This window comes from Mesorhizobium sp. 43Arga (genome assembly GCF_053714255.1).
The window spans coordinates 312,697-337,520 of sequence record NZ_JBSKBO010000008.1 but is presented as its reverse complement, the minus strand read 5'-3'; the positions used below and the strand labels follow the sequence as shown (position 1 = coordinate 337,520).

19 protein-coding genes and 1 pseudogene are annotated in these 24,824 nt (G+C 59.4%); 6 read left to right on the top strand and 14 right to left on the bottom strand.

Annotated elements, in window-relative coordinates; translation table 11 throughout:
- Window positions 1–2,093 (bottom strand): annotated as a pseudogene (locus tag ACWGS8_RS26325) (hypothetical protein); the annotation flags it as partial.
- Window positions 2,094–2,608: 515 nt separating this feature from the next.
- Here ACWGS8_RS26325 and ACWGS8_RS26320 point away from each other — a divergent pair.
- On the top strand, window positions 2,609–2,938 hold the full coding sequence (locus ACWGS8_RS26320) for a hypothetical protein (protein ID WP_454583639.1): 330 nt from the start codon (window positions 2,609–2,611) through the stop codon (window positions 2,936–2,938).
- Between the two features lie 316 nt (window positions 2,939–3,254).
- Here ACWGS8_RS26320 and ACWGS8_RS26315 read toward each other — a convergent pair whose 3' ends face one another.
- From ACWGS8_RS26315 to ACWGS8_RS26280, 8 genes are all read right to left on the bottom strand, one after another.
- The gene (locus ACWGS8_RS26315; protein WP_454583638.1) at window positions 3,255–4,481 is read right to left on the bottom strand and encodes an alkaline phosphatase family protein; all 1,227 of its coding nucleotides are present in this window, start codon (window positions 4,479–4,481) and stop codon (window positions 3,255–3,257) included.
- A gap of 31 nt (window positions 4,482–4,512) precedes the next feature.
- Window positions 4,513–5,358, bottom strand: a complete 846-nt coding sequence (locus tag ACWGS8_RS26310) for an ABC transporter permease (RefSeq protein ID WP_454583637.1) — start codon at window positions 5,356–5,358, stop codon at window positions 4,513–4,515.
- 12 nt (window positions 5,359–5,370) lie between these two features.
- Complete coding sequence (locus tag ACWGS8_RS26305; RefSeq protein ID WP_454583654.1) at window positions 5,371–6,315, bottom strand: ABC transporter permease; 945 nt, start codon at window positions 6,313–6,315, stop codon at window positions 5,371–5,373.
- Window positions 6,312–7,274, bottom strand: a complete 963-nt coding sequence (locus ACWGS8_RS26300) for an ABC transporter ATP-binding protein (RefSeq protein ID WP_454583636.1) — start codon at window positions 7,272–7,274, stop codon at window positions 6,312–6,314. The genes ACWGS8_RS26305 and ACWGS8_RS26300 overlap by 4 nt, the downstream gene beginning before the upstream one ends.
- The gene (locus ACWGS8_RS26295) at window positions 7,271–8,296 is read right to left on the bottom strand and encodes an ABC transporter ATP-binding protein (protein ID WP_454583635.1); all 1,026 of its coding nucleotides are present in this window, start codon (window positions 8,294–8,296) and stop codon (window positions 7,271–7,273) included. The genes ACWGS8_RS26300 and ACWGS8_RS26295 overlap by 4 nt, the downstream gene beginning before the upstream one ends.
- Window positions 8,297–8,301: 5 nt before the next feature.
- The gene (locus ACWGS8_RS26290) at window positions 8,302–9,864 is read right to left on the bottom strand and encodes an ABC transporter substrate-binding protein (RefSeq protein WP_454583634.1); all 1,563 of its coding nucleotides are present in this window, start codon (window positions 9,862–9,864) and stop codon (window positions 8,302–8,304) included.
- A 223-nt stretch (window positions 9,865–10,087) separates the two neighbouring features.
- A complete protein-coding gene (locus ACWGS8_RS26285; RefSeq protein ID WP_454583633.1) occupies window positions 10,088–10,864 on the bottom strand; it encodes a DeoR/GlpR family DNA-binding transcription regulator in 777 nt (258 codons plus the stop codon).
- Between the two features lie 466 nt (window positions 10,865–11,330).
- The gene (locus ACWGS8_RS26280; protein ID WP_454583632.1) at window positions 11,331–11,525 is read right to left on the bottom strand and encodes a hypothetical protein; all 195 of its coding nucleotides are present in this window, start codon (window positions 11,523–11,525) and stop codon (window positions 11,331–11,333) included.
- Window positions 11,526–11,693: 168 nt separating this feature from the next.
- On the opposite strand from ACWGS8_RS26280, the gene ACWGS8_RS26275 reads away from it, so the two are divergent.
- Both ACWGS8_RS26275 and ACWGS8_RS26270 read left to right on the top strand, forming a co-directional pair.
- Window positions 11,694–14,615: a phospholipase D-like domain-containing protein gene (locus tag ACWGS8_RS26275; protein ID WP_454583631.1), complete on the top strand. Its 2,922-nt coding sequence runs from the start codon at window positions 11,694–11,696 to the stop codon at window positions 14,613–14,615.
- A gap of 14 nt (window positions 14,616–14,629) precedes the next feature.
- On the top strand, window positions 14,630–16,627 hold the full coding sequence (locus ACWGS8_RS26270) for a hypothetical protein (RefSeq protein ID WP_454583630.1): 1,998 nt from the start codon (window positions 14,630–14,632) through the stop codon (window positions 16,625–16,627).
- Window positions 16,628–16,772: 145 nt separating this feature from the next.
- Here the strand turns inward: ACWGS8_RS26270 and ACWGS8_RS26265 are convergent, their stop codons facing one another.
- The 5 genes from ACWGS8_RS26265 to ACWGS8_RS26245 form a co-directional block, all read right to left on the bottom strand.
- The gene (locus ACWGS8_RS26265; protein ID WP_454583629.1) at window positions 16,773–17,846 is read right to left on the bottom strand and encodes a DUF3616 domain-containing protein; all 1,074 of its coding nucleotides are present in this window, start codon (window positions 17,844–17,846) and stop codon (window positions 16,773–16,775) included.
- A gap of 33 nt (window positions 17,847–17,879) precedes the next feature.
- Entirely contained in the window at window positions 17,880–18,929 is a 1,050-nt protein-coding gene (locus ACWGS8_RS26260; protein ID WP_454583628.1) for a DUF2278 family protein, read from the bottom strand.
- Window positions 18,930–19,034: 105 nt separating this feature from the next.
- On the bottom strand, window positions 19,035–19,907 hold the full coding sequence (locus ACWGS8_RS26255; RefSeq protein ID WP_454583627.1) for a hypothetical protein: 873 nt from the start codon (window positions 19,905–19,907) through the stop codon (window positions 19,035–19,037).
- Window positions 19,908–21,351: 1,444 nt separating this feature from the next.
- A complete protein-coding gene (locus tag ACWGS8_RS26250; RefSeq protein WP_454583626.1) occupies window positions 21,352–21,822 on the bottom strand; it encodes a hypothetical protein in 471 nt (156 codons plus the stop codon).
- A gap of 342 nt (window positions 21,823–22,164) precedes the next feature.
- Window positions 22,165–22,512 carry a hypothetical protein gene (locus ACWGS8_RS26245; protein WP_454583625.1) on the bottom strand — a complete coding sequence of 116 codons (348 nt, stop codon included), beginning with the start codon at window positions 22,510–22,512 and terminating at the stop codon, window positions 22,165–22,167.
- A 76-nt stretch (window positions 22,513–22,588) separates the two neighbouring features.
- Here ACWGS8_RS26245 and ACWGS8_RS26240 point away from each other — a divergent pair, with 76 nt between their 5' ends.
- The 3 genes from ACWGS8_RS26240 to ACWGS8_RS26230 all read left to right on the top strand — a co-directional run bounded on the left by ACWGS8_RS26240 (window position 22,589) and on the right by ACWGS8_RS26230 (window position 24,569).
- Entirely contained in the window at window positions 22,589–22,807 is a 219-nt protein-coding gene (locus ACWGS8_RS26240) for a hypothetical protein (protein ID WP_454583624.1), read from the top strand.
- A 116-nt stretch (window positions 22,808–22,923) separates the two neighbouring features.
- On the top strand, window positions 22,924–23,631 hold the full coding sequence (locus ACWGS8_RS26235; protein WP_454583623.1) for a hypothetical protein: 708 nt from the start codon (window positions 22,924–22,926) through the stop codon (window positions 23,629–23,631).
- Window positions 23,631–24,569 carry a hypothetical protein gene (locus tag ACWGS8_RS26230; RefSeq protein WP_454583622.1) on the top strand — a complete coding sequence of 313 codons (939 nt, stop codon included), beginning with the start codon at window positions 23,631–23,633 and terminating at the stop codon, window positions 24,567–24,569. The genes ACWGS8_RS26235 and ACWGS8_RS26230 overlap by 1 nt, the downstream gene beginning before the upstream one ends.
- Window positions 24,570–24,824 lie beyond the last annotated feature (255 nt).

Sequence of the window (24,824 nt, the reverse complement as noted above, 5' to 3'; positions counted from 1 at the left end):
GCCAAGTGCCGTGCAAACGGCGCTGGCGCGATTTGTCGGGCTTGCTGCTCTTGCAAGACGGCGTGTTGCACCTGCGACCCAGCTGGTAAAAAAGCTTCCGCGGGGATTGCGACAGGCTCGTGCGGAAGGCGCTGCTCCCTCAGTCGGTTTTGCAGCGCCTGCCGATCGGCGGCGAGGTAGTTGAGGTGCAGCGGCAGCTGCGGGTCTGGCCGCTCTTCGTTCGCCAATCGACGAACCAGCTCGCGCGTGCCGTCCACCACGAAGACGCCGCAGTCAACAGCGTTGTTCTGCCGGGCCATGGCGGGTGTCACCAGGGTGGTCGCGTCCAGTCTTGCTGCAAGCTCTCGTGCAAGCGCGTGGTTGTATCCCTGTCCGTTTTGCTGGATGGAATCGTAGTGATAGGCCACCGCTCTTTTCGGGTCGCGGCGATCAACGAGCAGCAGCGACCAATGGTCGATGCGTTGAGGATCCGGCGCCGGATCCATAGGATCGGCACTGTTCACTGGCAGGAACACGAAGTCGGCTGGGGCGCCGTTTTGATGATAGATGGACAGCAAACTACCTTGCACGTCCACGTCGTGACGGCGCAGGTGATGGGAGACTATCGCATCCACCAGCCGCGTTCGGGCGGCGAGCGCTGGATGGGCCGCCTGCAGGTCCTGCTCCAGCAACCGGTAATCCCTGTGGATATGGGCGTCGCTCAGCAGTTCGTCGGCGCCGAGCACCGCCCCCTCAGGGAGGTTGGACGAGCCTGACGGAAAAGCTCTCATCTGAGCATCGGAGGAGGTGGTCAGATCGACCAACGGAACACCGCGATAGGTGTCTGACAGCCTGGCGGTCGCTGGCGAGGCGGGTTCTGGAGCCCTTAATTTGCGAGGACTATGACCATAGCGAACACGGGTGCTTGAGGCCAACCTGCTGTCACTGGCCACTTGTTCTAAGACATGCGCGTCTGAGGGCGCTGGCCGCCCGGCAGTAGCTGAATAGCCCCGCTCATGATACGCACGGAGGACGTTCAATGCCTTCTTCATGGTATTGTCTTTCGGAAAGAAAGCATCGACGTGATCGACCAGGGATTGGTGATTTTCTAGATCACCCGCTTGGCCACGAGCGCCGAGATCATTCGCCAATCGGCAAAGTGCATTCCTGTAGATACGGACCGTTCCCTCGCTATAGTGTTTCCGAGGCCCAACTTGAGTGATCGCCTGATCAATAAGGACCCGGTGTTCGCCGGACAGATGGGGATAGATGGCTGAATAGCCCGGGCTCTCATCATACGCACGGAGGACGTTCAACACCGACTTCATCTTACGGCTTTTCGGAAAGAAAGCATCGAGATGACCGACCAGGGATTGGTGACTTTTTAGATCATCCGCTTGGCCACGAGCGCCGAGATCATTCGCCAATTGGCGAAGTGCATTCCTGTAGTTACGGACCGTTTCCTTGCTATAGTGTTTCCGAGCCGCAACGTGAGTGATCGCCTGATCAACAAGGTCCCGGTGTTCGCCGGACAGATGGGGATACGGAGCATTATGGGCGCCACTCGCGACAGGAGCCGGATCGGCTCGGCGCGCCTCGGCCACGTGCTGCTTAACTTGCCGGGCCTGGCCCGCATCCGGCAAGTGGCCATCGCGGTCCAAGGAAGAGAGCATCGCGTCTGGGACGCGTTGAGCCCCATGGGAGAAGCCTCTGGGGACGGCGAATGAGACGTTTATAACATCCTTGATCGCAGAGGCGGCTTGATCATCCTGCCGTCGCTGAAGCACCTCGCGAAACCCCTGTTCCAGTCGCAGAAGCTCCTCTGGATCGGTTGGCGGCTCGTCGGCTCGATCATCGAACAGCGGCCGGAGCGCCTCGGGAACCCCGTCTGACCTGGGGGACGGGGCAGCCCGGCGGCCGGGCTCCTGAGAGCCGCCCGAGGAAACTGGCTCCGCATCGCGAACCCGTTGCAACGGATCGGCTCGGCGCGCCTCGGCCACGTGCTGCTCAAAGCCCAGTTGCCCGACCTGGCCAGCTTGCCCCCCTCCCGAGCCGGCGTCCTGCACCTGCCACAAGGCTGTTACACGGAATGAATTACTATTTCGCGGGTCCACGTTCCCTCACATCAAAAATTCATCTGAGCGAGCCTACTCCGGCAAACTTTTAGGTTGCAACCGTGTCCGACTGTTAGGTTGCAACCGTAACCAATTCGGTTGGACAACACACCTCTTTCACGTTTGCGATGGAGGTCGTCCTCCCCGTTTCGCCAGAGGCTTTGCCGGCCGTGACATGAACATTCGGTGGCAATGGAATCGTCGACTGCTCGATCAAGCGCCGGGAATCCTTGGCGGCAATCATCGGGTCGCCTGAGCACTTTTGAAAGCGGTGCGGCGCTCAACACCAGCCGGACTGCAAGTGAGGTATATTCATATCGACACTATGAGCTTTATGGTTCGATGGACAACGCTCTATCCGACGATGTCGCTCATTCAACCTTTCTGCTGAGGCTCCTCGCGGGCGGCATTGACGAGGCGATCTCGATAGACCCGACCGTTCACTTTGGAGATCAAACCAAAGCGCAGTTATCAAAAACGGGGTCGTTCCATCTGGGGTGATGTCGAGGCTGATCGTGGATGAATCCTTTATCGATTTTCCCGCTGACGGAAGCGCAAACAGCGTCGAGAATCCAGTACTGTCCTGTGACAATCTGACCGTAGTGAAGAGGCTTGGAAAGCTCTTCGGGCTCGGCGGAATTCGGCTCGGCTATCTCATATCCGGCGATGGGGATCTAGTTGATGCCGCGCGCCGGAAACTGCCGCTGTGGAATATCAACGGTATTGCAGAATACATACTAATCTTGCTTCCCGAATTTATGAAGGAGCTGCAAGAGAGTCTGGAAATGTTGCGCGAGGATCGAGAGTTATTCGAAATTTGGAAACGATACCGGGCCTCGAAGTAGTGCCTTCACAAACAAATTTCATCTTGTGTCGGCTGCCTGAAGATTCGGTATTCACTGCCGAGCTCAAACGTCGGCTCATTCTCTTCGATTCCGTCCTCATAAGGGAATGCGGCTTCCAAGTGATGAAAGATGCGGATCGATATATTCGCCTGACTGTTCGAAGTCGAGCGGAGAACGAAAGGCTCATAAAAGCTCTGTAACGCACTTTAGGCCACGAAAGCACCGCATCTGAAGGCGTCGTCGTATAGGCAATGGGCGCATACTCGATATTGAGGTACCGACAGGCTGGCCACAATCTCGGAAATCATACACAGCTCTAATCCTCGATCAGCGAGCGCCCGGCATAAGGCGTCTGGGGCAAGCCGAGAACACTCGCAAGCGTCGGCGCAAACTGGTCCGCGTTTGCCTCCTCCACGGTCCGCTGGGCCACTCCGATGCCGGACACGATGAACATGCGGTCGTCCTCACGGCTGCCCGGCCGAAAACCGTGAGTTGAGACGGCGTGCGGCCTGCCCGTCGCGGAGAGCGGCGCGGACGCATGCGTTGCACGCTCCTCGAAGGAATGCCGAGGCGGCGCGACGAACATCGCCACAGCCCCGCGAAGTGGCTCCGGCAGATGCAGATCGTTCCAGAGCTCGACGCCATAGGGCGACAGTCGCTCGGTGGCTCTGTCAATATCGCCGGGCGTTTTGAGCGAGACGTAGAGGCTGGCGCCTTCGGTCATCCAGTGCATGTCAGGGATAATGGCCTCTGGAAAAATCGCCGTATCGACCGGACCGTGACCGTGGTCGCTCGCGATCGCGATCACATAGTCGCCGAGCCGTCCGTTCCGCTCGAGAACTGCCACGACGTTACCCAGCAGCATGTCGGCGAACTGCATCGACCAGATCGCAGTAGGGCTGTCGTAGCCGAGATCATGCTGGAATGCATCCGGCATCTCGATCTCCGTCAGCACGAGATCCGGCGGCCGGTCGGAGCCGAGCAGAGCCACTACGGCGCGATTAAGAAACTGATCGAGTGCGAGGCCGGCCAGCAGGTGCGGCACGCCGTCATCAACTGCCTTTCTGAACCAATCCATTTCGGTCAGGCCGGCGCGCGCGAGCCGATCTTCGGGATCGTGGATAGTGCGCGAGGCCGCCAATGCTTCGGGAGTGGTCATCTTGCCGAAGCGATGACCGGTCACGAAACTGCGCAGCCACCAGGGCGGAATATAGATGGAAGTGTCGTCCAGAGCGATCAACGCATGGCCGATCGCCGCGACATCCAGGCCGGCGGCCTTGGCATGGGTGGCAAGTGTCGGTGCCCGCAAATCCTCAGCCAGCGGCGCCATGAAGATGTCACCGCGGAAGATATGATTGCCGTAGACACCGTGTACTTCAGGTCCGACGCCCGTCAACATCGTTGCGCGGCCGGGGACGGAGGTGGCTGGCACGGCCGATTTCAGCCGGCGAACGCGCAGGCCGCAAGCCGCAAGCCGGCTCATGTTCGGCAGGTGGTGCGCATAGGCCTCGAATGTGTCGGCGCTGACGCCGTCGACGAGCATGGAGATCAGCTTTCTTTGCATGAAGGCTCCGTCATTTTAGGGTTGGGTCGAGCTGATCGCGCAACCAGTCGCCGAGGACGCTCACCGCGACGGCGGTCAGCACGATGACGAGGCTGGGAGCTAGCAGCATCCATGGGGCGCGGGTGATATACTCGCGGCCGGCGGCGACCATCACGCCCAGGCTGCTCATGGGCGGCTGGACGCCAAGGCCGAGAAAGGACAACCCGCTTTCGACCAGAACGATTTCGGGAAATGTCACTGTTGCCGCGACCAGAAGCGTTGCCGCACTGTTGGGCAGGATATGCCGAACATAGACGCGCAACGGATGGGCGCCGAGCTGGCGGGTTGCACTCGCATAGCCTTGCGCACCGGCGGCCATCGCCAGGCCCCGCGCCAGCCGCGCATTCCGCTCCCAGCCGTACAGCCCCATCAGGGCGACGAACAGCGACAGCGAATTGCCCAAAAAGGCAAGCATCGCCAGCGCCACGATTAGAAATGGTAATGAAGCCTGAACGTCGATCATTAGGAGCAGAACGTGCTCGACCAGCCGGCGGAAATAAGCGGCGATGAAGCCGATCGCCGTACCGACGAACACGCTGATCGCGGTCGCGCCGAAGGCGACCAGCAAACTGGTGCGGATCGAGTAGATAAGGCGCGAGGCAACGTCACGGCCGAGGTCGTCAGTTCCAAGGAGATGCAGCATCGTCCCGCCGAACCCCACAGGCGGCGCCAGACGATGGCGCAGGTCGATGGCGGTAACCTCGTAGGGGGCAATGTGCGCTGCCACGAGTGCCGCCACAACCATGAGCAGAACCCAGCCCGCTGCGAGGCGTATCGGCAAGTCCATCCGGTATGTCGTCTGAGGGCTGGGCAGCATGACCGGCGTTTCTTAATGCGATCCAGCGCTCGAGGCCCGCAAGCGCGGATCGAACACGCCATAAAGCAGGTCCATCAGCAGGTTGGCCGATGTCATTGTGAGCGTCACAAGCAGAAGGATGACCTGAACCACGGCGAGGTCGCGGTTAGCGACCGAGACCACCAGCAACTGGCCGATGCCGGGCCAGCCGAATACATTCTCCACCAGGACGGCGCCTGCAACTTGTCCGCCGAGCATCAAGCCGAACAGCGTCAGCACAGGAATGATCGCGTTCGGGAGGGCATGATGGTGAACCACCTCCCGCCAGGTCACGCCCTTGGCGCTGGCCGCGACGACGTATAGCTGTGAAAGAACTTCGATCATGGCACTGCGCGTGAAACGCGCGATGATGGCCGCCCCGCCAATGCCGAGCGTCAGAACCGGCAGTACGAAGCCGGCAGCCCGGTCAGCGCCGCCTGACGGGAGCAGGCCGAGAGTGACCGAAAAGACCAGTATCAGGAGCAGCCCGAGCACGAAGCTCGGTACGGTGAAGCCGAGAACGGTCAGCATCATAACCGATCGGTCGACCCAGCTGTCGCGATGCATGGCGGCATAGGCGCCGACGGGTATCCCGATCAGCATTGTGAGCATCAGCGAGGGGATCATCAGCGCCAATGTCAACGGCACTCGCTCGAGCACAGCATCCAAGGCCGGCTTTCCGCCTAGCATGGAATTGCCGAAGTCGCCATGAAACGCCGCCCGGATGTAGCGCAGATATTGTAAAGAAAGCGGCTGATCGAGACCCCAATGCCGGCGAAAGGCGTCAAGGTCGGCGGCACGAGCGCTGGGACCGAGAATTTGCAAGGCTGGGTCCCCGGACGCGCGTAACACCAGGAAGGTAAGGGTCACCACAACAAGGATCGAAAGTGCGGCACGAAAGACTTTGGGGCCAATGAAACGAAGGATTGTTACGGTCATCGATCCCTCACACGATGGCAGGCGACCTCCCGTTCCGATCCCAATGGCAGGAGTTCGGGCAGGCTTTGTCGGCAGATGTCCTGCGCCAGAGGGCAGCGCGAATGGAACGGACACCCGGAAGGCCGATCGGTGGCGCTCGGCGGCTCGCCCGAGAGCGGCACATACTGATCGAAGCCGCCTGGCAGTCTCGGCATGGCCGATACGAGCGCCTGCGTATAGGGATGTGCAGGGTGGTCGATGATGACGTCGGCGCGCCCCTGCTCGACGACGCGGCCTAGATACATAACGGCGATGCGATCGCTGACATGACGCACGATCCGCAAGTCATGGCTGATGAACAATATGCCAAGCCCAAGCTCCTGCTGAAGATCCACCAGCAGGTTGACGATTTGTGCCTGTACAGAGACGTCGAGCGCTGAGACCGGTTCGTCGCAAACCAGAAGCGACGGTTTCGGTGCTAGCGCACGCGCCAGTACGATGCGCTGGCGCTGGCCGCCGGAAAGCTGATGCGGGTAGAGCATGTGGTGGTCTTCGCCAAGTCCCACGGCGTGGAGCAGCTCCCTTACCCGCTGCCGCCGACTTGCGGCATCGCCAACTCTGTGAATCTCCAGCGGCTCGGCGATCAGGGCGCCAACTGTCATGCGGCGGTCGAGCGCCCCCAGCGTGTCCTGGAAGACCAGCTGCATCTGCCGCCGCTGTGAGCGCCACTCCTTGGTGCCGATCCGCGGCAGCAAGGAATTTTGAAACAGCACCCGGCCGCTGTCTGGCGAGTCCAAGCCGAGCGCGATCCGGCCGGTGGTGGATTTGCCGCAACCGGATTCCCCAACAATGCCGGTCGTTTGCCCCGCCTCGACGTTCAGCGACACACCATCGACGGCAGCGAGATATTTCAGCGACCTGAGAATCGCCGAGCCGACTGGGAAGCTCCGGGAAATGCCTTCGAGACGCAGCAAGGTCATCGCTCGGCTGCAGCTTTCAGGCAATGCACGGAATGCCCGGCAGAAACCTGCCGCACTTGCGGTCGGACCATGCGGCATGCGGCGACAGCGTCCCTGCAGCGCGGCACGTACGCACAACCGGGTGGCAGGTTTCGCTGCGGTGGCGCACCCGCTATGGCGGTCAACCGTATGCGCGGTCCAAACGATGGCGGAATGGCACCGATGAGGTCGCGCGTGTAGGGGTGCTCCGGCGCGGTCAAAAGCGTGTGTGTCGATCCGGCCTCGACGATCCGTCCGGCATACATGACGCAAACCCGATCACAGATGGCCGCTACTGCCGCTAGATCGTGGCTTATCATCACCAAGGCCATGCCGGAGTCGTGCTGGATCTTCTTGAGCAGCAACAGGATCTGTGCCTGCACAGTGGCATCGAGCGCAGTCGTCGGCTCATCGGCAACCAGCAGTTCAGGCCGGCCTGCAAGCGCAATGGCGATCATTACGCGTTGGTTCTGGCCGCCCGACAACTCGTGCGGATAGGCATTGAGCCTATTTGCAGCATCAGCGATGCCGACTTGGTCGAGCAGCCGACGGGTCTCAGCCCGAGCGGCGGGACCGGTCAGGCCGCCATGCAGGCGAAGTGCTTCAGCAATCTGCGCCCCTATGCGATGCACCGGATTCAGGGCGCCGGCCGGGTCCTGGAAGATCATGGCAATACGCCGGCCACGTACGCGATCCAAATCTGATGGCCGGGCGCCGACCAGATCGAGGTCGCCAAGCCAGGCTTCGCCCGAAACCTCGGCGGATCGCGGCAATAGATCCAGCACCGCCCGCCAGGTCACGGACTTGCCACAGCCGGATTCGCCTACAATACCAACGGCCTCGCCTTTGCCCACAATGAGATCGACCCCGTGCAGTACAGGCACACCCCCGAAAGCGACCGCCAGGTCAGCAATCTTGATGGCAGGGTTGGCAGAGGATGGCGTGACGCCATGAGCCGGCAACAGCGCGAGCCTCGCGCTGTTCTGGTAAGACTTGTTGAGCATGGAGCTCAGGCCACCGGCTCGGGCGATATCTTCGGGCCAAGATACATTTGCGGCAACGGGCTCGGCTGCCAGCTGACATCTGCCTTCTGCCCATAGAGAAAGGGCATGGAGTGCAGTGGTGTGATACAGGGGTCCTCAATCTCGACAATGTCCTGCATCCGTTTGAAGGCCGCCCGGCGCCTAGCGAGATCGGTCGTCGTTTCAAGCTCATGGCCGAGCCTGTTGAATTCGGCATTGGTCCAGCCGCCGCCCGCCTGCAGGTCATTGGTCGGCCCGATAATCTGCCAAAGCATGGAGACGGGATCGGCGTAGAAGGCACCGCCGGACGTATCCGCGATGCCGCCGAGATTGTCGACCTGCGTCCAGTTCTCGCACATGATCAGCTTGACGTTGAGGCCAACGGCTTTCCACATTTCGACCAGTGCCTGGTTGTCGGCAAGCTGCATCGGATAGTAGGTGCCGACGGAAGGGTAGGGGATTTCCTCGCCTTTGTACGATGACGTGGCGAGAAGTTCCTTCACCAGCGCCGGATCGTAAGACACGCCTTTGCGCCCGGGATCGTTGATTGCGCCGAAAATCGGCAATTGCCAGCCATTGAGCGCCTTCGCCCGACCGTTCCACAGGCCGTCTGCCAATGCATCTCGATCAATGGCGCAAGCAAGCGCGCGACGTAGATTGACATCCTTCAAAACGGGCGTCTTGAGTGGTGAGAACGTGAGGAAGCGGAACCACATCGTTTCGACCCCAGCGACCGAAAGGCCTTTAACGCCTTCGATCTCCGCAATGTGGTCCGGGGTGATGTCGGTGACGATGTCGTAATCGCCCGCCTGCAGCCCGGCGATGCGCGCGGCGATCTCCGGCACCCGCTTGAAACGGATCGAGGCAAATGGCGGTTGGCCGCCCCAATAGTCATCATGCGCGACCAGCGTGATCTCGTCGCCGCTACGCACGTCGCCAATCTTGTAGGGACCGGTGCCGATCGGCTTTGCAGCCCATGCATCGTAATTCTTTGCAGCGTGCCATGCCTTGGCACTGATGATTTGAGTGCCCCATGCTCCAAGCCGGTTGATGAAAACCGGATCCTCTGTCGTGGTGAACAAGCGGACAGTGCGGTCATCGACCTTCTGCACATCGGCAAGCGAGGAGAGGAAATTGGCAAGCACAGCCGCACCAGGTGCCTTTTCGCCGCGCAGCCGATCCGGCCCGAGCGACAAGACAACATCATCCGCGCTCATTGTGGAGCCGTCATGAAACTTCACATTGTCCCGCAAGCCGATCTCATACGTTTTCACGTCGATCTGCTTCAAGGATTTTGCGAGGGCGAAATTGAGACGGAAGTTGTCGTTGTAATCTGTCCGCAGAAGCTGGTCGAAAATGCTGTACTGCACCCGCCACGAAACATTGGCGATGGAAGCGCCATCCACCGGCTCCAGAATGGTGCGCAGATCCTGGACGGCGATCTTGAGGCTCGGCCGCTGGCCGCCTGCGGCCATGATGTTCGGCGGCAACGCCATCGCGCCAGCCGCAAGGGCCGTCATGCCGAGAAATGTGCGACGTGTCGTTTGCATATCAAAACCTCTCCTTTGTCGGGACGGCAAGCCGGCCGAACTCCGCTTCCTTCCCCAGACGGGCTGAGACATAGCGCAGTTATGTGAAGGTTTTATGTGGCTTTAAGACGGATTATGCAGGATTTGTAATTGGGACGTATAGGCATTTCACAAACAGTCGTGAAACAATGGCATCCCTGCGAGGCATATGCCGCAGCAGGTTGAAAAGGCCATTCATGCCGGGTTATGACGGCTTTTGCTGCGGATACAGGACTTGGGCGCCAGCGGCTTCGATCTGCTTCATCACGTCCAGTGCCGGTTTCCCGTCGGTGACGATCGAGGTAATAGCTGAATGGGGCAGAATCCGGTGACGGGCGGACAAGCCGAATTTGGTATGATCGGCGAGAACGACGATTTTTCGCGCTTGTTCGGAAAGTGTGGCGGCGAGATCCTGCCCGACCTGTTCATGGTCGAAGACGCCTAGTGTGGGATGCACGGCGTTGACCCCGATGAAAGCGACATCGATCTGCTGCTCGCGAAGCATACGCAGACCAACGAATCCTGTCACGGTCCGGAAGTCGGGACTAAATTCACCCCCCAGCATGATGACGCGATGCCGACGGCCGTCGGCAGCTGCGATCGCTACATCGACCATGTTGGTGACGATGCGCATCTCCGGCAACGCGGAAATGCGGCGAGCCAATGACAGCACCGTACTGCCGCCGCCCAAGAAGAGGTTCTGCCCGGGCTTGAGAAGACCGAGCGCTATCTCGGCAATAGCGTTCTTTTCCGCACGATGAGAAATCACGCGCGATGAGACGGCCACCAGCTTAGGCTGCTGCGTGGCGACGGCCCCGCCATGGACGCGCACGACCAAGCCGTCCTGCTCGAGCTGTTTGATATCCCGCCGCGCGGTCTCCTCGGAAATGTTGAATTGCACTATCACATCTCGGATACGCACTTCGCCATCCGTTTGGATCATTTCGAGGAGCTTCTTCTGGCGATTGTGACTAAGTGACATTCTTCCCTCTCACGGTATTTGCGCGAAACTAGCGAGCTCGAAGCGCGAACGCCATCTTGGAGAGCAGGTTGGCCTGAGTGGAGGTAACGTCATTTCGCAAGACATAACGCTCGGGCCGCGGATTAAGATGATCCCGCCGCTCTTGGAAAACGTTCATCGAGGCGGTTTGCATGCCGACCGAGAAAGCGCTTCGTGGGGTGCTCCCCAGACTTCTTTCGTAAGGGACAAGGCTATTGTGTAGACGATCGGTAGAATCGCAGAAGTCAGCCCCGCCGCCATAGGCTAAATCACGGTGGGGCGGATTATTGCTCCAGGACTTGCCAACTCACGGAGGTCCGCAACTGGGCGGGATTCACCTTCGTGCCCTGTGCCAGGATGAGAAATCCGCGTCCCCTCGGCGAGGACGCTGGCCGGCGCTCGAAACAGGAACCGAACATGTCCCTCGCAGAAGCCAACCCCTTCGCCATCAGCCACGCATCCAGCCCTGATGGTCAGCATCGTCATCTCCCGCCCCGGCGGTGGCGCCCTCGCGGTGATGCTGGCGGAGGAGTACGACCGGAACGCCTTTTAGATCGTCCATAAAATTGACAAGCCCGCGTGCGGCCTCGCCGACGAACGCTGGGTTCATGATGGCCCTGAGTTCACCGTCGAGCTTCAGCACAACACATCTGGTATTTAGCGAACGATTGATGTATTTTGTTCCAACTGTTCTGTCCGCTGGGGATTTAGAATTACGGCGATGGAAGCATTAAAAATATGCGCCGACTAAGGTGTTGAGTAAGATAAGTTTTCTTGAATTGGCTTATGTATCTGGGTGGGAGGGAAAGCGATGACGGTCGCCGATTCGCAACGACTGCGCAGTATAGCGCAGCAAATTTCCGACGCAAGCGCGCCGGAGGTGCTTGCAAATATAAATCAAATACAGAAGGAGGGTCAGCATACCCAATGGGTGGCTGAGGCAACCAAAGCAATAAACGCGCGCTTTGGCGGTATCTCGCAGACAATGCGCCAACCTGTCGAGGAAGGGGTAGAAGCGGCTGGCGAAGCATTGCCAACCGGCGGACCTCCCGAAGCCGTTGGGCCGTCCGGGCCCGGCGGACCGCCGCCTTTGGGCGCAGGCGGGCCGGCCCAGCCTCCTCCACCGGTTACCAACGACGAGACGATCGTGTTCGCCGTGGGGACGCCGGTTTTCCTGGTCCAGAACAGCGCTATCGATATCAACAGCGCTCGCGCCGAAGCGACCGCCTGGCGACAGATCCTGTCGGCAAAGGCGCCGCTGCTCAATCGCAGCATGGCCTCGATCGGCCGTGTCGACGTGAGCAACTTCGATAATCCGTTCGTCGGGACGGCCTGGGTGATCGACGACGGACTTGTGGTGACGAATCGGCATGTGGCCAATCTTTTTGCGCAAACCAGCGGGGCAGGGTTCACCTTCAAGCTGGGCTTCGACGCGCGCACGCCGATCGGCGCCGATATCGACTTCCTGCAGGAATACGGCAACGCGGCCACCGACCCCGTGACGGTCGAGCGAGTCGTCTGGATTGCGCCAGACGGTCTGCCTGACATCGCTTTCCTCAAGCTCGCGCAAAGCCCATCGGCCGTCGGCCGCGTGACATTGCAGCTCGCCAACGACCCGCCTCCCGCGAAGTTGCCGGTAGCTGTGGTCGGATATCCGGCGAGTGACATCCGGTTCTCGGACCAGCAACTCGCCAACAAGATTTTCGGAGGCATTTACGACAAGAAGCGGGTGGCGGTGGGTAACCTGCTCGGGATTGGCGACGATAACATTACCCATTCTTGCGCCACCTTGGGCGGCAACTCTGGATCACCACTCATCGACATTGGCACCGGACAGGTCGTGGCTCTGCATTACCGCGGAGTTGAATTCGTCGAGAATGACGCAATCCCAATCGAACAGCTAAAACGGTGCCTTGCGCGTGCTCGCGGGTTGCTGGAAAACACTGGAGGAACGACAATGGCCGACAATAGCGGCGGGGGCGGCAATCAAAACTCCGGGCGAAGCGGGATCACGTTCACCGTGCCGCTGAAGATTACCGTCGAAATCGACGGTTCAGCGATGCCGACGTTTACCGCGACGCCGACTGGTGGCCCGGGACCGACTCCTGCCTTCGGGTGGAGCCAGGGCAGCGCGCAGCAGGCGGGTTCCGGCTCAGGCCCCAACACTTCGGCTCCGCCAGCGGGGAGCCCTTCCCCCGACAAGGAAATGACGCTCGCTGCCGTACGCGCCGCCCGCGCGCTTCTTGCAAACCGCGAAGACGTGGTCGCCGTCAAGCCAGGCTACAGGTTCGAAAACGGCGCGATCACCGATCAGCGGGCGGTTGTGATAGCGGTCAAGCGCAAGGTTGACCTCGGCGCGCTCGAGTCGCGAGGCGTCATGCCGCTTCCCTCCTACGTCAATGGGGTACGCACCGACATTACAGTTGCCTCGACCGCTGATCTCATGGGACTTAGTCTCGACGACGAAGCGCCCGCGACCTGGCATACGAATTACAAGAAGCGGCCCGACCTTCCCCTCTCGAGGCGCACCACATCGACGACGTTCACCTTGCACACAGGGCCGGACGCAAGCTGGCCGGTCCTGGGGCCATTTCTTGCAGGGACCACGAAGTCGCTGGTCGTGGCGATGTACGATTTCGGAGCCGTCAACGTCCTTAATGGCGTGTTGGACGCTGTCAAGAATAAAGCCGAAACAATCTCGCTTGTGCTGCAGATGGGCGGCAAGGTTCATGCGGGCGATGTTACCGACTACGAAGCGGTCGACAAGATACGTGAGGAGAAGGGAAGCAAGTTCAGCTTTGCGCCGGCGAGCGTGGGTAAGGGCGGCATTTTCAATTCCGACTACCACATCAAGGTTGCCGTTCGCGACCGCTCGGCGATGTGGCTGTCGAGTGGCAATTGGCAAAGTTCGAACCAGCCCGACGTCGCACCCCTTAGCAACCCGGCGGACGCGAACGCGCTCCGGCTATATAACCGCGAGTGGCACGTGGTGCTTGAGGACAAGGATCTGAGCCAACTCTTCGAAGCCCACATTCTACGCGACCTCGAGGAGGCGAAGGCTGCGCCCGAGGCAATCTCTGGAGAGCCACTGGTGTGGGTACCTGTTGACCTGTCGGCCGATGAAGCCGTTGCGAGGCCGCGCTACTTCCAGCCGGTCACAGACACTCGTGCCATAGACGTGCAGCCGGTCCTTACGCCCGACAATTATATCGATACGGTGCTGCCATTCATTCAGTCCGCAAAGAGCACGATCTATTTCCAGAACCAGAGCTTCAACACCAAGACGGTCGGCGACGATTACCGAAAGCTTCTCGATGCCCTCCTGGCGCAGCAGAGGGCCGGCCGTGAAGTTCGAATTATCTTCCGTTCGTTCGGGCCGGATGACCGCGATACGATCAGCAATGCCAAAGACTACGGTTTCGATACCGCGAAGATCCGCAAACAAAACAACTGCCATACCAAAGGCATCATTATCGACGGCGAAGCGGTGTTAATTGGAAGCCACAACTGGACTACCGCGGGAACGGGCTTTAATCGAGACGCCAGCCTGATCTTCTACGACCGTGACATAGCGAAGTTCTATCAGGACATCTTCCTGTACGACTGGGACCGGATCGGCCCGACGAAGATTGACGAGTCGCTGCCAATGCCAATCATCGTGTCCGCCGCCAACGACACGACACCGCATCCCGGCTACGTCGCGGTTCCGCTTTCTCAAATCCTGGGACGTTGATTAGGGAGGCGGGTATGCGATCGCTGGCGGCTTTGGCAATGCTAGTCGCGGCCATTCTTGCTGGAGCACTATGGATCTGGCACGAAAATTCTGGCGTCCGATATACGCGCGACCGAATCAAGCTCGAGTGGCAGGCAGCCAAACTCGCAGAACGTGTTCTGACCGTGGGCGCCGTTCCGGACAAATGGGCAGCAGGCTTCTTTCTATCGAATAAATCCTTGTCTGCGCTCACAAGCGGCTTGAAGGGCACCAAGGTCTCCTCCCAGAAGGACGACATCACGATCACCTTCGACGATCTGACGATTCAATCGCAATCGACCTTCGTGGAGGTTGCCGTTGCGTTGTCGGCGTCATCGCCGAGCCGTAATGTTACGTTGAAAGCCCAGGCCGTTGCTGAACTCGTTTATGCAGGGACAAAGCAGGCTGATCCGCAGACCGCTTCACTTCAATTCCGGCTTGTTCCAGTTGAGATCGTGCCGGAGATCGGCTGGTACCGACTAGACTGGAGAGGTGGCAGGTTCGCTTCCGACCTTATCTCCAGCAACCTGCTTGCAGGCATGATCGATAGCACACTGATAATGCTGCCCATCCAGAATGGTATGTCAGTCGATCTTGGCGAAGAGCGTACCGGGACGATGCCTATCAACAAGGATCTTGGATCCAAGCTCACCTATGCGCTCACTATTCCGAACATCAAACTAGCTGGCTCGCTCCCAGCGATGTTGCCTCTATTCCTCAAGAACGGGTTGTGGCTCCTGACCTCCGATACCCCAGTCGAAGGTAGCGATGCGCCGCCGGATCCGGACGGCATTCCAGCAGAAGATTTGGTGCGTCAGACGAACGAAATTCGGGCAAGGATCGACACTGTTTCAACCCCCGAGAGTGATGCGGCTGTGTGGGTCAGTTCACAGCTCTTACTGTCCGCGCTTGGTCGCATCACCGCGCTGCCGCCAGCCGAGCGCCGCCTGTCCTTCAGATCAACGAAGATCGACGGAAAGATCGCAAACAAGGATTGGAGCGATGACATTCTTGGAAAGGGTGGCGTGTTCGCCGAGTTTGTCGACGACAATTCGCTGACAGGTGGGGCTTTCTTAGCCGGGCTTGTACCGATTTGGGAGCCAGGAAAGGGCATTCACGTCGAGACGAGCATCGACGTCGAGGCCGACGCGAAGGTACATGTCCACGTTGACCCGTTAATTGGAGGGGGTGTCGGTACCACAATGGCTTCGGCGAATCTGAGTGCTGGCCTCACTTTTACCGTCGACAACGTTGATAACACGCACGTGCTGGTCGCGCGACCTGTGGGGAGCTGCGGATCGGTAAAGATTGACCTGAGGACCGATGGCACTGCCAAGACGGATTTCGGCTGGACAAAGGTTCCGAGCGTCGGAATTGTCCGCGAGCAGCCCGTCGATCTAGGCATCATAGCGCCCGTCCCGATCTTCGACGACTTGCCGCGCACCATCGATAGTCACGACAAGGATGGCAAGCCTTTAACCGTTGCCACGAAGGATCGAGTGCTTACGGTCGAACCCGCCTGGCGCTACCTGAACGCCACTATCGAAGTCACCAAGGCAGACGCTACCACCGCAGGCTGGTTACTGACCGCCAATTCGTCCCTTGCCCAAGCTAGCGAGCCGATGGACACGGTCGACCTGGCAAAACAGCGATCGAAAATCAAGGATGCCGTCTCAAAACCTGGGAAGAGCACTTGCACGGATGAGGGATCAACCGCGGTGACCCTGGGCAATCTCGAGTTTGGCCCCAACAACGAGCTTGTGAAATTCTTTGTTTCGATCGGCAAATTTACCCAACAGATGGCTGATCGGATCGGCCGCGAGGTAAACACGCAAAAGCTGAAGGAGTGGGTCGATGACCCCGCCGGGTCGTTTGCGCGCAGCGATCCGGGTAAAATCACCAAGCCGGTTGAGGATTTCTGCGCTCACAATCCCTGCCCGAAAATCGAGTTGCCGAAAATCTCACCGCCAAAGATTAGCTTGCCTAAGTTCTAGCACTCTGACACCAGCACCGGGATCAGCGGGTCAACTTCTGGCGGAGAGGGGCGCGGACCTGATCCCGGGGAGGGCTGGCTGCGTTGAATGTCGATATCTGATTCCCGAGAGCCCACCCTTCGTTTTCAGATGGATTGTCTTGGGCCTATCGGAGCGAAAACAGGTCGGCCTCGAAGTAGCGTCCTTGGTGAAGCCGGCTCTTGGCTGGGCTGTCGTAGACGACAAGCAGCCGTGGCTCTGTCTGGTCGGAAGCACGAAACAGGGCAATACCTTCGGCATGGTCGGTGCGATAGCCCCACGGGATATCGAAGAGAACTTCCAAAGTGTTCCCGTCCACACGCTGATCGCTTGTCAGCTTCAGCGCGTTGCGCCAACGGAACAACCGGATCGGTCCGTCCAGATCCATGGTTGGTCCGGCAAGCACCAGCAAATCATCATTCAAGACGCAAAGGTCGCGGACGCCGAGCCCATCCAGATTGATCAGATGGCGCAGGTAGCGACGACCTTTCTGGGTTAGTGGTTGCGGCTCGAGCACTCCCTTCTGCGTCTGCTCGACGCTGAGCTGCAGGACGATCGCCCAACCGCGCAGAACCGGTCCGCGCAGGCCAAGAAAGACCATGTCGCCATCGACCGCCAGGCCCTCGATATCCAGCCCATTTTCCTTGGCGGGAATTGCGAGGAACGGGCCGATAAGCAGATCGTTGGCCAGCATCTCACCAAGCCGGCTTCTGTCCGCGTCGAAGGGCAACGCTCGGCCGCTGCCCGGCACCAGTTCGACGATGCTATTCGCATTGACATTGAACCCTACGCTACCAAGGAGAAATCGGTTGGGTTGCCGGTTGATGGTGCGAAGCGCGTGCGCGGCCTCGCGCCCATCCTCGCCGATTTTCGGCACTTTGCGCCGCAGGCTGTTCGAGCCGTTGAACCAGAGGCGTTTTCCAACTCGGTCCACGCCCAGTCCTTCAAGGTCCACCTCGCCGTCCGATCCGCCCGGCAGGTTGAAGAATTCGCTCAATGCATAGGCAGTATGATGGTCGTAATTCGTGTTGTCGGTAGTGGACAGCCGATCGAGATACGAACCCTCATCCGCGCCTAACCACAACGTCGTGCCGATCTGCTCAACCGCCGAAAGGTTGCGTGGACCCTTGGCGTGGCTGTCCTCGTCGAAGTGAAGTCGCAGATGTCCCGCCGGTTGGGCTGTAGCTCCATCCTGTGGCAAAGCTGCCTCCCTTCAAGTCAAACTCTGTTTGGCTCAGGCAACCTTGATCCAGCCGCGCCGAGCGCCTGCGGATGCCGGGTAGGTGGCGCCGTCAACCTTGAGACCCTGGCCATCGAGCAGCGTCAAACTCCCGCCGCCCTTGCGGAAAAAGCTGGCAGGCACCTGTACGTCCAGCGTCGCACCGATCGCCAGACCGCCGTCCAGTGCCACCTTGTCCTGCTTGGACGTGGCGACTGACCACTTGGAAAGGTCGACAACTTCACTGCTGGTATTGAGCAGCATCACGGCCGTGCCTTGCCCGCCGCCTTGCTTCAACCGCACGGCAACGATCTCGGCTTCTGCCGCAGCTTGCTGTTGATCGGGCAAGCGGCGATGTTGGTCGTCAAACTGGTTGGCCTCGGCTCCGGTGCTGCCCGCAATTGGCATTCCGTTCCTGTCATCCGTGTGCCAGGACTGACTCTGGAAAGCGAGGAAGATCGCCACCCAGCGGTCCGAACTGGGAAACCACATCAGAACGCCGCCGTCTTGCCACACACCATTGTCGCCGGCGTGGCCGCCAGCAACCGGATTGCCCTGGTTCATGTGAATGTCGTGCACCCCTTGGTTGGGCTTGAACTTGAACGTCTTGTCAGGCTTATTCTCAGGACCCCAGGGCTGGCCAAAGGAAAAGATCACGGCGTCCTGCTCCGACTTCGCGCGCTGAACATGAGAGTCCAGGACGGTGTTCAGGTCATTGCCATCCGATGAATCCGGGGGCAGCAGGCGCATGTCGGACGGGTCGAACAGGTTGCCGCGAATGTAGTCGAGCGCCCCGCCGTCGGGACCGGCCGGAAGGGCTGTGAAACCGTCCGCGAACTTCTTCACCGTCTCGAGCGCGGGGTGTCGAAAGTCCTCATCAATCTTGTAAAGGACGATCGACTTGTCAGCTCCGCCAGAAGTATCCGTGGATTGGATATTGACCGCGATCCGCCAAGGGGTGCCGTTCGCCATTATCATGACCTGGTAGTGCGGCGATGATTGGTCGTGCTCTTCGGCGGTGGCGACTACCTTTCCTCGCAAGACGCCGTATTTGCGCTTCGCCATCTACTTGTCTCCCCCACGAATTTATTGCTGCTGGAAATATGTGACAATAGAATGAACCACCCAGACCTTGCGAGTCTTGTTTCGTTGTCGACGATATCGAAGTGATCACGTTACTGCGAGGGGTTGTGTTCGCTCTCCGTGTCCAAACGCGCTCGGGTTCTCGCAAAGCCAATTGGTGAAGTCGACAATGCCGGAAGCGCTCCGTGGGAACCCGATACGGCTTGTCGGTCGGTGGCCCTGATTCATATGGCAAACAGAACGAGACCAGCGATCAAGCAGGTTGATCGCTTCTCGAAGCGTCTGAAGTCTCGAAGCAGGTTGATCCGGCGCCCAATATCGGGTGTGCGTGAACCGCCGCGATAGCCGATCGCTCTTTGAAATATCGACATCGAGAATGGCGGTTCCGAGCTTACCGGCAACTTGACCACCGATCATGTCGCCCTGCGCCACCCCGTGCGCGGGGTCATAGACATTGGTCCAGCGCACAGCGGCGAACGGCGCTGCAAAATGAAGCGCCCATGTTTCGGGCGTTTCGCGGAGCTGATACGAGACCAGCCGGGTTTCGCCTGCCGGCAACAATCCCGAAACTTTCGCCGCGGATATTAAGGACAGATCGAGCTCGTCCCGAAATGGCGGGCACGTCGGCAGTTCGCGCGCGCGGCAGCGCGCTTCCAGATCGTCGAGGCCGTCGGCCAGAAGGAATCCGGCGTGCGCGAGTGGACTGCCAAGCGTGACGAGATCGCTGATGAGGCAGCGCGCCGTGGTCTCCGCGGCGCATGATTCCTGCCGCAGGATGCGCCCTAGCTGGCCCTGTGCAAGCCGAAAAGCCGCGACTTTGTCGGCTGAGGCATCCTGATTGAGAGCGGCAGCCGCTGCTTCCAGAACCACGACCGCTTTGCCCTTCTCCGATGCGGGTGCGAATGCTTGCGCGCCCAGTTGCTCAGCCCAGAAATAGCTGAGCAGGTCATGGGCCAGCATGCTCCCCAGACTATGACCGACAACGACGACCCGGTCATATGAGCTTCGGTACCTGGGCTGCCATGAAGTTCACGCAAAAGCTTGAGACCGCGCTCGCGCACTGCCTTTCGGGCGGCAATGTTGTCTGGATCGGAACGCGTATATTTGACCACGCGTCCAAAACTCGCTGTGGCCTGGTGATGCATGACCGCCAGAAGCGCCGCTGCGATCGCGGCAACAACCTTCTGCGATAACCAGGCTGGGGCATGCGCCGCCCACAAGGCCTCTGGGATCAGCACGATTAAACCCAGGCCGGTGACAATCATCGCGCTTGCCCAGAGACAGAGCCAGGCCCCCCGAACATCCACCGGCACCTTCGACCACGGTCGAAATAGCAGGTATCGCACCCACGCAGTGAACTGATCCCATGTCGAACCGGAGATAAGGTCCGCCCAGTACAGTTCGTAGAAGTCAGTCCGCACGCCCTCGGGAAAGCAATCGCTGGCGCGGCTCTTGCGTGTCGTGATCCGTCGCAGCTCAAGCGAGCCGGTGCGATTGTCAGGCCGGCTCCACATCTGCCCGGCGTGTGGCATGCCGTGCACCTGCACGTCGCGATCGAGCGACCAGATGGTCTGGGCAAATCCCTTGACGGTATCCATGGGCCGCTGCTCTCCCATTCCGTGGATCAGCACATATGCCTGTCGTGCAATTTCTGCTCCGGCCCCGCGTTTTGCCGTTGCAACTCCCTCACTATCCGCCACCATTTATCCCTCCCTCAGGCCCTAGGTGTCGTTAGGCGGCGCGGCGCGGCCAAACGAGCAGCGACCCAACTCTGTCTAACGCTCCTCGAGAAACATCTTTGCGGTCTGGAACAGTAACGAGCCACTTGTGGCAACCACGTGGCCACCAGTTCTGGGGAGCGGGGGAAGTAGAAGGACGCCAAATTGCATCGACCTGCTTCCGAAGGCGCTCTTCTTCGGCGGAGGGGCTGGCGACATCCCATCCCATTTGCCACCAATCCTGGTGCTTCTCTGTTGCCCTGGCGAGGAACATTGGAAAAAGCTTCCCTGCCAGCCTCGATCTTCCGACAAGCAAGGCAAGCAGCATCATGGGGAGTTGGAAGTCGCCGGGCGCTCCGCCGGTTCCTTCGAACCTTGCCAGATCACCGCTCGCAAGCGATGCCTTGAGCAGCCGGTAGATGTCCGTAAAGCGTTTCGCGCTCCGCGGCGTCGGCAGCAGTGTGTAGAGACTCTCAGCAAACTTGGTCTCGGCCGGCGAGATCCTCAAGACTTCGGCCAGCGCAGCGACGTCGTGCGCGGTGGGCTCGGCGATAGGGATTTCGGCGTGCGGCTCTTGCGAGCTAGTGAAGCGCGCTGCGCACCTCCTCGCGATCGAAGACCGTAAGGACGCGAGCAAACGGTCGAGATTGGCGTGGAACTGCGACACTCACCAACGATCAGCTGTGCTATCCTGGTGAGCCCGAGCTGATCGAGGATGAACGGCCGCGCCGCCATCGCCATGACGGGGTTGCAAGAGCAAATAATGCGTCGTAGGTAAGCGTCATGCCCTCGGCCGAACGCTCCAGTTGAGCGACCACGTCTTCGGCGAGCGATGGCAGGGAGACGACACGCAGGATCCGAAGGACATGCCATGCGAGCTCGAAGCTGTGGGAGTTGAGTGCCGATCGGAATGCTTGGAGGGTAAGGTCATTGCCGGGATCAGCAACGATCGCGGCCAGGCCTGACACTTCACGAGCGGGATCGTCCTTGGCCAGGTTGATCGCGGTGTTGACGTAGGGAAGTTCGGCCGCGATTGTTCCAGCCAGCGCCCAAAATCGCACGGCTCGGTCTGGTTCGGAACTGGACTGCACATGCTCAAGGATCAATTCCGAGCTAGCAGAACTGCGTGGCTCGACCCAGATAAGGGCGCTGAGCATCCATGATCGCGTCGAGGCGAGCCGTTTGGGGTCCCTTACGGCGATCGCGAACTAGTTCTCCTTCGCCGGTGAGAAATCCTCCTTGATGCTGAAACGCAGCCGGCGGGCAAGCCTCGCTGGATTTGCGATCTCGCCGCGCTGCAACCGGGTCAGTAGAGCGAACCGGTCGGTGTCACCGCCGTCGACAAGAGTTTTGATGACCTCGTCATAGCGCAGCCCCTCCGGGGCCCGGATGCATCACGCTCCTTGTCCAGCGTCCCTTCCAAGACGTTCATAAGCAGCGGGAAATCGGCGGCGTCCGGGAGGATGAGATCAAACAGCCGACCCCGTTCGAATATTCCCTCAGCCCCTTGCAATGCAGACGCCGGCGGCTGTCCGACCAACGCCGCAACAACGGATTTCCCCAGGCCTTCGGCGCGCAAAGCGATATCTTGCTGCCTCGCCCCCCCAGCCATATCTGCCGAGTAGCACGACAACGACGCCGGCAGCCTCCAGTATTTCCAGCTCATTTGTTGGGGCTTGGTGGGATTCCAGATTTTCTGCCTGACTGGTTGATACCTCGCTTGCCGTCGAGAATCTGGATCTGAATAGATAGACGGAAAAACCACGCGCCTCAGCTAAACTTTCCAGCCTCTCTTCTTCTTCATTGCCCAGCAAGAAGATGTCAACTTCCCGCTCATTGGCAGCCATATATCCCCCAACAGCATCGTCATGCCTGCTACTCTTCATAACACGTTCAAGGCGCGTTGCGAGCCGGATTGAGGACTTGGAATCGATCCGGCTGAACATCCAGCACTCGAGGGCGACGCCGACCTTCGGTGAGCACCATGCCGGCATTGTGGAGCAAGTGCCACAAACCGGCGGCTCGTCGCTGACCGTGCAGCCGAGAGAGCACACTGCCGGCATTTCCAGACTGCAGATGCACGTCAGAAAGGCACCTTCGAGCGGCATTTCGAGGAAGATTTTGCTGTCCGATGTATTTTGATCGTTTCGAAAGCCGAAGTATTAGCGAATTTAGCTTATTATAATATTGCCAGGAGACGTATTTCCTATATCCTCAAAGGGCACTGCCGAGGCGCTTCTGGGTTCGGAGGGTTCGAAATGCTTGGTCGTTCTCTCTGGGACCGGGTTCCTGGCAATCTGCGGCTCGGATTGGTGCCCGTTCTCACCACCGCGCTGCTGGTCCAGTCTGGCGCCCAGACGGCGACCGTCCTTTCTTGCCTCTCGCACGGGGCCTTGTTTTGCAAGAGGCCCAATGACGATCTCTCTGTCCCCGACATCCAGGGCGTTTTGATCTTGGTAAACTTCGCGGTTGTTTTCTGGTTTGCATACCGCGCTTTGGGGGAGACCGTGGCCAAGGCAGGCCAGATCAGCCTAGACGTCAAGGTCATCGGCCTGGGAACCGCGTTCCTGAGCAGCTTCGAAATCTACGGATATGTCCTCAAAAACGCAGTCCCCGAGCGGCTTGTTTTTGTGCTCCCGATTGTCTTCTTCATCTTCATTGTGCCGTTCGTGCTGCTCCGCAAGGCGGGGTCTGACGAACCTTCTGACGACGACCGTGATGTGACCAGGCAGGCCTACTCAGCGCTGAGGGTGGTCGTTGCGGCGCTCGTCGTGTGTGTTGCAGTGACGCTCGCGGGATCGATCTATTACGTGCTGCTGAATGAGGGGCTGCATTTCGGGACGGCTGTCATCTTCAAGCCGCTGGTGATGCGCGATGATGGGTCTTCAACCCGGCGATACTTGGATTGGGCTGGCTGGCAGCGCTTTGCATCAGCCTCAGATCGGACGGCTCCAGGACGGACGTGATGCCACTTGCGGCGACGCCCGCAGGCTTGACGACATTGTTGATCGTTCCGTTGCTGATCAATGCCGCGATTGCGGTTGTTATGATCAACGACAGCAGCATCGTAAGCCTGACCGCGCCGACATCTCAGGCTTGGCAGTTGAGCCTCGCAAAGGCAGGTCTTGGATTGGTTCTAACGCTGGTATTCATGATCGCATTCTTCACAAGCAGGTGGGCCGGTTTCGGGACGGTAAGGGGAATGCTGGCCGGAGCAGTCTTCTTCTCGGTTGCCGGCACCCTTAGCGGTCTGGCAACTGCCAGTGTCCGAGCCGCCTTTGGCAATACCAGTGCTGTTGGCGTTTCGGTCGTAATGCATACCGGAGGGTTCGTGATTGCCTACTTCGTCGGTCTTTTGGCATGGCGGTCTGTACGGAGATCCTTCCCCGACCTGACCGTAGACCACGCGATCGAGTTTCGGCCTTCGACCCTGACGGAGAGCTGCATGAATTCAATCCAGACTGGCTTGCTTGGCATTGTTATCGCCGTCACCTTCACCGGCGGTCCGGTCGCCGCGCAGGAATGTGACGCCTTCGTTGGTCGCCTCGTATCGAGCGCCATCGCTCCGGAAATAGAGAAGCTGAAATGCGAGGGTATCAGCAAGGCCGGTCTGGACAAGCCGGCACACCACCTGAACAGCGTCTGTTACACTTCAAACGGCCCAACATCCGAGCTTGAGATTATTGCTGACCTGACCTGCAAGACCAGCGACAAGGCGGTGTTCAAAAGTCAAATATCGGAAACCGTTAAAGCGAAAGCCCAGGTGAATGGCGTCGACTGCAAGATAACCAACTTCAAGATCGAGACGAGCGGCGCCCTGGCGCAACTGCTGCTTGGAGCATTCAAGGCAGATGCAATTGGCCGCACAAAGCTCCAGGAGGCGCTTGATAAGGTCTGTAAGTAGCCATGTGGACGGCACTAAATCCGCGACTGAAAGGAACTGTTTCATCCAAGCCTGATCCCCCGCGATTCGCAAATAGCTCAAGAAGAAAAGGCTTTGGACAAATAGCTAGAGCCAGTAATCAAACATTCATCAAGCCGAATTAGTGAAAAACACGCCCCCCACCAAGAAATGAATTTTTTACACTTTTCCACCGTTTCATTGCCTGCGACGCTGATATGATTGCTTTCGTCCTGGCGTTACTGCAGAGAACCTTAG

What these genes read in the sequence shown, in the direction of transcription:
- ACWGS8_RS26315 (WP_454583638.1), bottom strand. Translation starts at nt 4,481, where the DNA reads ATGCTCGTCGACGGCGTCAGCGCCGACACATTCGAGGCCTATGCGCAC.
- ACWGS8_RS26310 (WP_454583637.1), bottom strand. Translation starts at nt 5,358, where the DNA reads ATGCTGCCCAGCCCTCAGACGACATACCGGATGGACTTGCCGATACGC.
- ACWGS8_RS26305 (WP_454583654.1), bottom strand. Translation starts at nt 6,315, where the DNA reads ATGACCGTAACAATCCTTCGTTTCATTGGCCCCAAAGTCTTTCGTGCC.
- ACWGS8_RS26300 (WP_454583636.1), bottom strand. Translation starts at nt 7,274, where the DNA reads ATGACCTTGCTGCGTCTCGAAGGCATTTCCCGGAGCTTCCCAGTCGGC.
- ACWGS8_RS26295 (WP_454583635.1), bottom strand. Translation starts at nt 8,296, where the DNA reads ATGCTCAACAAGTCTTACCAGAACAGCGCGAGGCTCGCGCTGTTGCCG.
- ACWGS8_RS26290 (WP_454583634.1), bottom strand. Translation starts at nt 9,864, where the DNA reads ATGCAAACGACACGTCGCACATTTCTCGGCATGACGGCCCTTGCGGCT.
- ACWGS8_RS26285 (WP_454583633.1), bottom strand. Translation starts at nt 10,864, where the DNA reads ATGTCACTTAGTCACAATCGCCAGAAGAAGCTCCTCGAAATGATCCAA.
- ACWGS8_RS26275 (WP_454583631.1), top strand. Translation starts at nt 11,694, where the DNA reads ATGACGGTCGCCGATTCGCAACGACTGCGCAGTATAGCGCAGCAAATT.
- ACWGS8_RS26270 (WP_454583630.1), top strand. Translation starts at nt 14,630, where the DNA reads ATGCGATCGCTGGCGGCTTTGGCAATGCTAGTCGCGGCCATTCTTGCT.
- ACWGS8_RS26260 (WP_454583628.1), bottom strand. Translation starts at nt 18,929, where the DNA reads ATGGCGAAGCGCAAATACGGCGTCTTGCGAGGAAAGGTAGTCGCCACC.
- ACWGS8_RS26255 (WP_454583627.1), bottom strand. Translation starts at nt 19,907, where the DNA reads ATGCTGGCCCATGACCTGCTCAGCTATTTCTGGGCTGAGCAACTGGGC.
- ACWGS8_RS26250 (WP_454583626.1), bottom strand. Translation starts at nt 21,822, where the DNA reads ATGCTCAGCGCCCTTATCTGGGTCGAGCCACGCAGTTCTGCTAGCTCG.
- ACWGS8_RS26245 (WP_454583625.1), bottom strand. Translation starts at nt 22,512, where the DNA reads ATGGCTGCCAATGAGCGGGAAGTTGACATCTTCTTGCTGGGCAATGAA.
- ACWGS8_RS26235 (WP_454583623.1), top strand. Translation starts at nt 22,924, where the DNA reads ATGCTTGGTCGTTCTCTCTGGGACCGGGTTCCTGGCAATCTGCGGCTC.
- ACWGS8_RS26230 (WP_454583622.1), top strand. Translation starts at nt 23,631, where the DNA reads ATGCCACTTGCGGCGACGCCCGCAGGCTTGACGACATTGTTGATCGTT.